Genomic DNA, 9492 nt, shown 5'->3' with positions numbered 1-9492 from the left:
GAATGTTGACATGAGTAACGATAAAGGGGGTGAGAGACCCCCTCGCCGAAAGACCAAGGGTTCCTGCTTAAAGTTAATCTGAGCAGGGTTAGCCGGCCCCTAAGGCGAGGCAGAAATGCGTAGTCGATGGGAACCACGTTAATATTCGTGGGCCTGGTGGTAGTGACGGATCGCGTAAGTTGTACCTCCTTATTGGATTGGATGTGCAGCGGGGCGGTTCCAGGAAATAGCTCCACCGTATAGACCGTACCCGAAACCGACACAGGTGGTCAGGTAGAGCATACCAAGGCGCTTGAGAGAACTATGTTGAAGGAACTCGGCAAATTGCACGCGTAACTTCGGAAGAAGCGTGACCCCTTTTTACGCAAGTGGAAAGGGGTGGCACAGACCAGGGGGTAGCGACTGTTTATCAAAAACACAGGGCTCTGCGAAGTCGAAAGACGACGTATAGGGCCTGACGCCTGCCCGGTGCTGGAAGGTTAAAGGGAGAGGTGCAAGCTTTGAACTGAAGCCCCAGTAAACGGCGGCCGTAACTATAACGGTCCTAAGGTAGCGAAATTCCTTGTCGGGTAAGTTCCGACCTGCACGAATGGCGTAACGACTTCCCCGCTGTCTCCAACATAGACTCAGTGAAATTGAATTCCCCGTGAAGATGCGGGGTTCCTGCGGTTAGACGGAAAGACCCCGTGCACCTTTACTATAGCTTTACACTGGCATTCGTGTCGGCATGTGTAGGATAGGTGGTAGGCTTTGAAGCGGGGACGCCAGTTCTCGTGGAGCCATCCTTGAAATACCACCCTTATCGTCATGGATGTCTAACCGCGGTCCGTTATCCGGATCCGGGACAGTGTATGGTGGGTAGTTTGACTGGGGCGGTCGCCTCCGAAAGAGTAACGGAGGCGCGCGATGGTGGGCTCAGACCGGTCGGAAATCGGTCGTCGAGTGCAATGGCATAAGCCCGCCTGACTGCGAGACTGACAAGTCGAGCAGAGACGAAAGTCGGTCATAGTGATCCGGTGGTCCCGCGTGGAAGGGCCATCGCTCAACGGATAAAAGGTACGCCGGGGATAACAGGCTGATGACCCCCAAGAGTCCATATCGACGGGGTTGTTTGGCACCTCGATGTCGGCTCATCGCATCCTGGGGCTGGAGCAGGTCCCAAGGGTTTGGCTGTTCGCCAATTAAAGCGGTACGTGAGCTGGGTTCAGAACGTCGTGAGACAGTTCGGTCCCTATCTGCCGTGGGTGTAGGAATATTGACAGGATCTGTCCCTAGTACGAGAGGACCGGGATGGACATATCTCTGGTGGACCTGTTGTCGTGCCAACGGCATAGCAGGGTAGCTATATATGGAAGGGATAACCGCTGAAGGCATCTAAGCGGGAAACCCACCTGAAAACGAGTATTCCCTATCAGGGCCGTGGAAGACGACCACGTTGATAGGAGGCGTGTGGACGTGCAGTAATGCATGAAGCTTAGCCTTACTAATAGCCCGATTGGCTTCATCGTTCTCATTGACTATGCTCATCAAGGTGCTGCGCACCTCGATGATGACATCTGTTTTGTCCTGACGCGTGAAAAACGCTCCGGACGGGCCGCCGAACGTTCGGCGACGGCCTCTGGCCTTGCGGAGCTACGCTCCGACAAACCAGACGGCAAACAAAGACGTGTTCAATTAAGACAAACGGGGGTTCGCCTCCGCCAGCTTCTCGATAAAGCGTTGCAATGGTCGCCCATTGCCACGCATACATTGCCCTTAATCGACCTGGTGGTCATTGCGGGGTGGCTGCACCCGTTCCCTTTCCGAACACGGCCGTGAAACACCCCTGCGCCAATGGTACTCCGTCTTAAGACGCGGGAGAGTAGGTCGCTGCCAGGTCTATTAAAGGCAATGCCATCCATAAGGATGGACCAAACAATCTTCTCACACATAACAAACCGGCCCCTGGCCAAACCAAGGGCCGCTCCCAAAGCGGCCTTTTGTCGTTGCTGGGGTTTAACGAAATAATGGGACGTTCGGTCTGTAGCCGGTGCGTCCCTGACAGGAGACAAATCCTAAAGGATTTGCTCCGGCACAGGCATCACAGCTTCGCTGTGATGCAGACGCGAAATTTGGCAACGCCAAATTCGCTTGGCGCGGGGTGGAGCAGCCCGGTAGCTCGTCAGGCTCATAACCTGAAGGCCGCAGGTTCAAATCCTGCCCCCGCAACCAAATCATCATTATTGAAAAACACCCGTAGCCATAAGCTGCGGGTGTTTTGCGTTTGTGGCCTAACCGAAGCGCACTAACGACCGATACGCGGTGTTAGCCAAAGACGGGTGACGCCGGATGGGATCGGTTTTGCTGGGCTTCTCCTCAGACAATCCTGACAACTCTTCGAGCGACGCTCGTGTTGCTACCCTCTGCCAGGGCTCAAGACAAAGCTGCAGGGGCGCAGGTTTTAGCGCTCAAGTGAAATTGCGAGCTGGCCTTTCCTTTCTTGAGGTTGCAGGTTTGCCGTTCGCTGCACTATCGTGCAATCGATTGCCTGATGGAGGTTACCGTCCAAGGGCGGCGGCCTGCCGAAAGGTTTGCCGCTGACCGACATCCCTCCGAATATGATGACGTTTAGACCCGTAGGCGCTGAGGCCATGACAGGCTGTCAGTGAAACAAAGGAATGACATGTCTGATTTCGATTTCTTTTCCGCAAGGCGCCCGTCGACCCTGTCGACCGGCGCGATGATTGCCACGTCGCATCCGCTCGCCACCGCAGCCGGTCTGGAAGTCCTGCAGGATGGCGGCAATGCTGTCGACGCAGCGATTGCGGCTGTCTCCGTCCAATGCGTCGTCGATCCCCTGATGACCGGTATCGGTGGCGATTGCTTTGCGCTCTACGCACCTGCGGGCGGCGCGGTCAAGGCGCTCAACGGTTCGGGCCGCGCGCCTGCCGCCGCCTCCATTGCAGCCCTTACAGAGCTCGGCTTAAGCGGCGAGATTCCCCAGACAAGCCCGCATTCGGTCACCGTTCCGGGTGCCATTTCCGCCTGGTGCCGTCTTCACAAAGACCATGGAACTCTGCCGCTCGAGCGATTGTTCATGCGCGCGATCGGCTATGCGCGTTCCGGCTTTCCCGTCACGCCTCGTGTCGCGATGGACTGGAAGGGCAATGAAAAAGTCATCGCCGGCGACAGCCACGCCGCTGCGGTGTTTCTACCTGAAGGCAAGGCGCCCGTTGCAGGCGCTGTGATCCGCCAGCCGCTTCTGGCAGACCGCCTCGAGGAGATTGCTGCCGGCGGGGCTGCCGCCTTCTACGAAGGGGAAACGGCGCAAAAGATGGTTGCCCATCTGCGCTCGCTCGGTGGTCTGCACACGCTCGAGGATTTCGCGGCCGGCAAGGATGGCGCGAACTGGGTCGATCCGATCAGCGCCAGCTACAAGGGTTTCGACGTCCACGAGTGCCCGCCGAATGGACAGGGGCTGGCGGCGCTGCTGATCCTGAAGATCGTCGAAGGCTTCGATCTCGCCGCCATGGACGAGGCGGATCGGATCCATGTCCACGCGGAGGCGACAAAGATCGCCTATCATCACCGCGACGCCCTGCTCGCAGACCCCGACCATTGCGCGGGCGTTGCCGAACAGCTGTTGTCCGACGAAGTCGTTGCGACGCTCCGCAGCCGTATCGACATGAAGAAGGCACTGCCGCCGGTTCTGTGGGACGAGCCAGAACACAAGGACACGATCTATCTCTGCGTCGTCGATACGCAGGGCAACGCGATTTCCTTTATCAATTCGATCTTCCATCCCTTCGGCTCGACGCGTCTCGACCCGAAGACCGGCGTGCTGTTCCACAGCCGTGGCGCGTCTTTCCGGCTGATCGAGGGGCATCCGAATGCGATCGGCCCGTCGAAGCGCCCGATGCACACGATCATTCCCGGCATGGTGACGCAGGATGGCAAAACGGTGATGCCGTTTGGCGTGATGGGCGGCCATTACCAGGCAGCGGGTCATGCGGCCTTCCTGTCGGGCGTGATCGACAGAGGTCTCGATTTGCAGGCGGCCATGGACGTGCCGCGCAGTTTCGGCTTCGGCGGCGTGCTGGAACTCGAGCCCACCGTCAGCCCGGCGGTGCGGGCAGATCTTGAAGCGAGAGGCCATGTGCTGAGGATCGTCACCAGCCCGATCGGAGGCAGTCAGGCCATTCGCATCCGCGACGGCCTGCTCGAGGGCGGGTCGGACAGCCGCAAGGACGGCATGGCGCTCGGCTTCTAGCCATGGCGGCGTATTCCGTTACCGTCGTTCAGAAGTGCAAAAAGCCCGCCGAGTGCGGGCTTCTTGTCGTTCTAGCAGACAGAGGAACGCCCTAGCGCCACTGTTTCATTTCTGCGTCAACCAGCGCGCGCCATGCCTGGGAATCGATCAGAGCCTGCGGAAACAGGCCCGGGATCTCGAAAAACGGGGCCGAGGGGTGCTCGTCCGAACTCCGTGCAGCGGCGGAGAGAAGCTCGTCGCGGCGCGGATCGTTGCAGTCCTGTAGCCGGCAAACGGCCGCCAGCCACACGCCGACGACATGCGCATAGGCCGCCCCGTCCTCGCCCTCGGCGAGAACCTCCGCTGCGGGACCAAAAATACGCTGCGGGATCTTCTGGCTCGTATCCATCGCGATCTGCGCGCAGCGATGCGCGATTGTCGGATTGGCAAAGCGTTGCAGAAGCTGCTGGATATAGGCCGAAAGGTCGATCCCCGGCACCGGATCGAGCGTCTTGACGACTGTGTTGAGATGCCGCTCGACATCGCGGACATGCCGTTCGACCGTCATCACGTCGCGTGTGCATTCCAGCCCGTCCAGCAGGCCCAGATGCGCAAGCAGCGTATGCGAACCGTTGAGAAGCCGCAGCTTCATTTTTTCATAGGGCTCGACATCGACGGCAAAGAGGGCGCCGGCGGCTTCCCATTGCGGTCGGCCGGAGACGAACTCGTCTTCGATCACCCATTGCAGAAACGGCTCCGTATCGAGCGCCAGTGCGTCTCCGACGCCGAGCAGTCGGGATGCGCGCTGCCGGGTTTCTTCCGTGGCGGCAGGAACGATCCTGTCCACCATGCTCGAGGGAAATGCACCGTTCTCGGCAATCCATTCGGCAAGAGCCGGGTCGCGCCGGTTTGCCATGTCGAGCACCAGCCGCCGCAGGATCTTGCCATTGGACGGAAGATTGTCGCAGCAGAGCACGGTGAAAGGCGCGACATCCAGGTTGCGGCGAAGCGCCAGCCCTTCGACGATGAAACCGATCGGGCCGACCGGCGCCTGCGGGTTTTGAAGATCCGCGGCAACGGAGGGGTGATCGGGATCGAGGCCGCCTGTCGTCGGATGCAGCCCGTAGGCCTTTTCGGAGACGGTGAGTGTGACGATCCGGATGTCGGGGCTGGCGAGATAGGCGAGAACCTGGTCGCGCTGGTCCGCAGCGCAGATCCAGTCGACGGTCGAACCGATCACCTCGGAACGATCGCCTTCGGTGTCGCGCACGGTGATCGAGTACAGCCCGTCCTGTTCGGCAATCGCTTTGACCGGCTCCGGCGAGCGCAGATTGACCGCAACGATGCCCCAGGGGCCAAACTCCGCCTCGAGCGCCTTTTGCGTATAGACCGCCTGATGCGCCCGGTGAAAGGCACCGAGCCCGAAATGCACGATCCCGGGGCGAAGTTTCGTGCGATCGAATGTCGGACCGGTTACGGTTTCAGGCAACACCGTCGCGGATGAAAGTCTCTGCAGGGTCATTCTTTTGCTCCTAATTGCGGATGGCTGAGCGCGCGCTCGATGCCGCGCAGTTCCGCCAGTCCCTTCAGCCGGCCGATGGCCGGATAGCCCGGCTGAGCGCCACGGGTGAGATCGTCTAGGATCTCCTGACCATGGTCCGGCCGCATGGCAATCCTGTGATCCTCACGTCCTTCGCGATGACGCCGCTTCTCCTCCTTCAACAGGGCGGCGATGACCGCCACCATGTCGGTACCGCCTTCGAGATGCTCGTCTTCGAAGAAGGAGCAGGGCAAGGAGTCCTCATCGCGCGTCACATTGCGCAGATGGACGAAATGGATGCGGTCGGCAAAACGCTCGGCAATCCGGGGGAGATCGTTATCCGCACGCGCGCCGAGCGAGCCGGAGCACAGCGTCACGCCATTGGCGCGGCTGTCGACTGCTTTGAGCATATGGGCGTAATCGTCTTCGGTCGAAAGAATCCGCGGCAGGCCAAGCAGCGGCCATGGCGGATCGTCCGGATGTGCGCAGATGTTGATCCCCACCTGTTCGGCCACCGGGACGACTTGCGAAAGGAAATCGACGAGGTTCGACTGAAGCTTCTCGCGGTTGATGCCGTGGTAGGTCCTCAGCTTCTCCAGAAGCTGGTCGAGCGAGTATCCGTCCGCCGAGCCCGGCAGCCCGGCACCGATGTTGCGGCCGAGTGCTGCGATCCTGTCGTCCGCGAGCTCGGAGAAGCGCCTCGCCGCTCTGTCCTGCAGGGCTTCGGGATAATCGGAAGCTGCATCCGGTCGCTTGAGGATGTGAATGTCGAAGGCGACGAAATCGGTAATGTCGAAGCGCATCGCCTTCGCGCCGTGCCGGGTCTCCCAGCGGAGGTCGGTACGGGTCCAGTCGAGGACCGGCATGAAATTATAGCAGACTGTGCGAATGCCGCTGTGCGACAGGCGGCGCAGGCTCTCCTGCCAGTTGGCGACATGGGCACGCCAATCGCCGGTCTGGGTTTTCACGTCTTCCGAGACCGGCACGCTTTCAACCACATCCCAGTAAAGGCCGCCGGCCTTGATTTCCGCGTGTCGCTTCTCGATCTCGTCGGCCGGCCATACGGCCCCTGTCGGGATGTGGTGCAGGGCGCTGACAATGCCCTCCGCGCCGGCCTGCGCCGCATCCCTTACCGAAACCTTGTCGACCGGTCCGAACCATCGCCAGGTATGCTTCATTCTGTTCTTCCCGTTTCATGGTCGAAAAGTGCGATCTGCACCTTGCAGGCGACGGAACGGTCCGAAGCCTGTTCGAAGGCGCTCAGCGCGTCCTCGAGTGGATAGGTATGCGAAAGGATCGGCCGCACATCGATGCCGCGCCGTGAGATCAGATCGACCGCTTCCGCAAACTCGCGATCGAAGCGCTGCGAACCGCGCCAGTTGATTTCCTTGCCGACCAACATGTTGAGCGGGATCGTGACGTCTCCCGTCACGCCCACCTGAACAAGAGTTCCTCTCGGCTTCAGGGCTGCAAGAGCGGTGCGAAGCGCTGGGCCGGCGGCAGAGCAGTCGAAGGCCACATCGATCGTGCCTTTGCCTTCGAGATAGGGCGAAAGCGCTTCCGCGTTTTCGGCCACGTTGACCGTATCGGTCGCGCCCATGGCGGGAGCCCGGGCAAGCGCTGCATCGGCGAGATCCGTCACGATGATCTCGCCAGCGCCTGCATACCGGGCGGCTGCAACGGTCAGAAGGCCGATCGGCCCAGCCCCGGTCACCAGCACCCGCTTGTTCGTAAGATCGCCGGCCTGCGAGACTGCATGAAGGCAGACTGCGAGCGGTTCCGCGCAGGCGGCTTCCTGAGGCGAAACATCGGCCGACACGGGATGGCACTGGATTGCCGGCACCACGAGATGATCGCGGAACATGCCCTGTTCGTGCGGCAGGCGCATGGCGCTGCCCATGAACCGCATTTCGAGGCAGTGGATCGGCTGCCCAATGCCGCAATAATGGCAATGGCCGCAGGGTTGGGACGGATTGACGGCGACGAGGGTTCCGACGCTGAGGCCGGAAACGCCGTCTCCGATCGCTTCGACGAAGCCGGATGCTTCGTGACCGGAAATGATCGGCTCGCGCACGCGGATCGGGCCGAAGCCGCCGTCCTGGTAATAATGCAGGTCAGAGCCGCAGATGCCGCCCATCGCCATGCGCAGGAGCACTTCACCGGGGCGAGGAGCTTTATAACCCTCGCTCTCAACCTTGAGATCGCGTTTGCCATGCAGGCGGACGACGCGGGTAAGCATGGGGATAGCCTCGTTTCATGCGTTTCGATCGGTCATTCCGCGCCGGTCTGGCCGACGCGGAATGTGTGTGTCGGTATCAGCGGATCAGGCCCATTTCAGTCGGCAGCCACAGCGTGATTGCCGGCACGAAGGTGATCAGCACCAGTGCGAGCAGCAGCGGCACCAGCCAGGGCAGGATGGCCATCGTAGTGCGCTCGACGGACAGTTTCGCGACGCGGGACAGGACGAACAGCACCATGCCGAGCGGCGGGTGCAGCAGTCCGATCATCAGGTTGAGCGTCATGATCAGACCGAAATGCACCGGATCGATGTCGAACTGCAGCACGATCGGCAGCAGGATCGGCACCAGAATGGTGATGGCGGCGATCGTATCGAGGAAGCAGCCGACGAACAGCATCAACAGGTTGACGAGGATCAGGAACACCCACTTGCTGTCGGTCAGGCTGGTGATCGCCGTCGACAGAAGCTGCGCCGTCTGGCTGACCGTCAAAAGCCATGCAAAGACGGAGGCCGCGGCCACGATGAACAGCACGGAGGCCGTCGTTTCGATCGTGTCGAAGGTTGCCTTGGCAAGCGATTTGAAGGTCATGGTGCGATAGCGCACGAGGCCGAGGAACAGCGACCACAGCACGGCGGCAACGGCTGCCTCCGTCGGCGTGAACCAACCCATCGTCATGCCGCCGATCAGGATGACCGGGGTCATCAGCGCCATGACGGCGGAGAAGTCGAAATACCAGTCGCAGGCGAGAAGCACGACGAGCGCGATCAGGATCGACAGGTTGAGCGACAGTCCCATCAGCGTCAGCAGATAGATACCAAGCGGCACCATGGCCACAACAAGGACTTCCGTCGATGCGCTGAGGATATTCCTCCAGCTGAACGGCGTATCGGAACCCCAGCGTTTCACATAGGCGAAGATGGCAACGGTCAGCATCATCAGCACCGTCATGACGACGCCCGGCACGATGCCGGCCATGAACAGCGCGCCGATCGAAACGTTGGCCATCATCCCGTAGATCACGAAAGGCAGCGATGGCGGAAAGATAGGACCAAGCGTTGCCGATGCCGCGGTGACGCCGACGGCGGCCTCGATCGGATAGCCGTGGTCCTTCATCGCCTTGATCTCGATCGTGCCGATGCCGGCAGCGTCGGCAAGCGCTGTTCCGGACATGCCGGAAAAGATGACCGAACCGATGATGTTGACCTGCGCCAAACCACCTTTCATCCAGCCGACCAGCGCGACTGCGAAAGAGTAGATGCGGCCGGTCACGCCGGCGCTGTTCATCAGGTTGCCGGCCAGAATGAAGAAGGGAACAGCCAGAAGCGGGAAGCTCTCGACACCGGCAATCAGCCGCTGCGCGACGATGATGTCAGGCGCAACATTGTAAAAGACGATGTAGAGGACCGACGAGGTTGCCATGGAGATGGCGACCGGAAGACCCAGCACCATCAGGAGAAGAAACGAACCGATAAGCAGCAGCATGA

General features: G+C 60.5%; 5 protein-coding genes, 1 tRNA gene and 2 rRNA genes (1 of these 8 running past the window's edge). 4 read left to right on the top strand and 4 right to left on the bottom strand.

Features of this window, described 5'->3' with window-relative positions:
* The 4 genes from ACQY1J_RS20560 to ACQY1J_RS20545 form a co-directional block, all read left to right on the top strand.
* Window positions 1-1508: ribosomal RNA gene (locus ACQY1J_RS20560) — 23S ribosomal RNA — on the top strand; it begins 1306 nt to the left of the window's first position.
* 255 nt (window positions 1509-1763) lie between these two features.
* Window positions 1764-1878 (top strand): 5S ribosomal RNA (rrf, locus tag ACQY1J_RS20555).
* Window positions 1879-2134: 256 nt separating this feature from the next.
* Window positions 2135-2211 (top strand) — tRNA-Met (locus ACQY1J_RS20550).
* A 451-nt stretch (window positions 2212-2662) separates the two neighbouring features.
* Window positions 2663-4249 carry a gamma-glutamyltransferase family protein gene (locus ACQY1J_RS20545; RefSeq protein WP_430250718.1) on the top strand — a complete coding sequence of 529 codons (1587 nt, stop codon included), beginning with the start codon at window positions 2663-2665 and terminating at the stop codon, window positions 4247-4249.
* Window positions 4250-4340: 91 nt separating this feature from the next.
* Here ACQY1J_RS20545 and ACQY1J_RS20540 read toward each other — a convergent pair whose 3' ends face one another.
* The 4 genes from ACQY1J_RS20540 to ACQY1J_RS20525 all read right to left on the bottom strand — a co-directional run bounded on the left by ACQY1J_RS20540 (window position 4341) and on the right by ACQY1J_RS20525 (window position 9490).
* A complete protein-coding gene (locus tag ACQY1J_RS20540; protein ID WP_430250717.1) occupies window positions 4341-5750 on the bottom strand; it encodes a mannitol dehydrogenase family protein in 1410 nt (469 codons plus the stop codon).
* A complete protein-coding gene (gene uxuA / locus ACQY1J_RS20535; protein WP_430250716.1) occupies window positions 5747-6946 on the bottom strand; it encodes a mannonate dehydratase in 1200 nt (399 codons plus the stop codon). The genes ACQY1J_RS20540 and uxuA overlap by 4 nt, the downstream gene beginning before the upstream one ends.
* A complete protein-coding gene (locus ACQY1J_RS20530; RefSeq protein WP_430250715.1) occupies window positions 6943-8007 on the bottom strand; it encodes an L-idonate 5-dehydrogenase in 1065 nt (354 codons plus the stop codon). The genes uxuA and ACQY1J_RS20530 overlap by 4 nt, the downstream gene beginning before the upstream one ends.
* Window positions 8008-8083: 76 nt before the next feature.
* Window positions 8084-9490, bottom strand: coding sequence for a TRAP transporter large permease (locus ACQY1J_RS20525; protein ID WP_113109244.1), 1407 nt, complete (start codon window positions 9488-9490; stop codon window positions 8084-8086).
* Window positions 9491-9492: the final 2 nt, after the last annotated feature.

The organism is Neorhizobium sp. DAR64860/K0K1 (genome assembly GCF_050500205.1).
In the GTDB taxonomy this organism is placed as follows: Bacteria; Pseudomonadota; Alphaproteobacteria; order Rhizobiales; family Rhizobiaceae; genus Neorhizobium; species Neorhizobium soli.
The sequence above is the reverse complement of the archived record's forward strand: the minus strand, read 5'-3'. Positions and strand labels throughout refer to the sequence as shown.

Bases quoted from the DNA above. Each gene is read 5' to 3' on its own strand.
- ACQY1J_RS20545 (WP_430250718.1), top strand. From the start codon at position 2,663: ATGTCTGATTTCGATTTCTTTTCCGCAAGGCGCCCGTCGACCCTGTCG.
- ACQY1J_RS20540 (WP_430250717.1), bottom strand. From the start codon at position 5,750: ATGACCCTGCAGAGACTTTCATCCGCGACGGTGTTGCCTGAAACCGTA.
- uxuA (WP_430250716.1), bottom strand. From the start codon at position 6,946: ATGAAGCATACCTGGCGATGGTTCGGACCGGTCGACAAGGTTTCGGTA.
- ACQY1J_RS20530 (WP_430250715.1), bottom strand. From the start codon at position 8,007: ATGCTTACCCGCGTCGTCCGCCTGCATGGCAAACGCGATCTCAAGGTT.
- ACQY1J_RS20525 (WP_113109244.1), bottom strand. From the start codon at position 9,490: ATGCTGCTGCTTATCGGTTCGTTTCTTCTCCTGATGGTGCTGGGTCTT.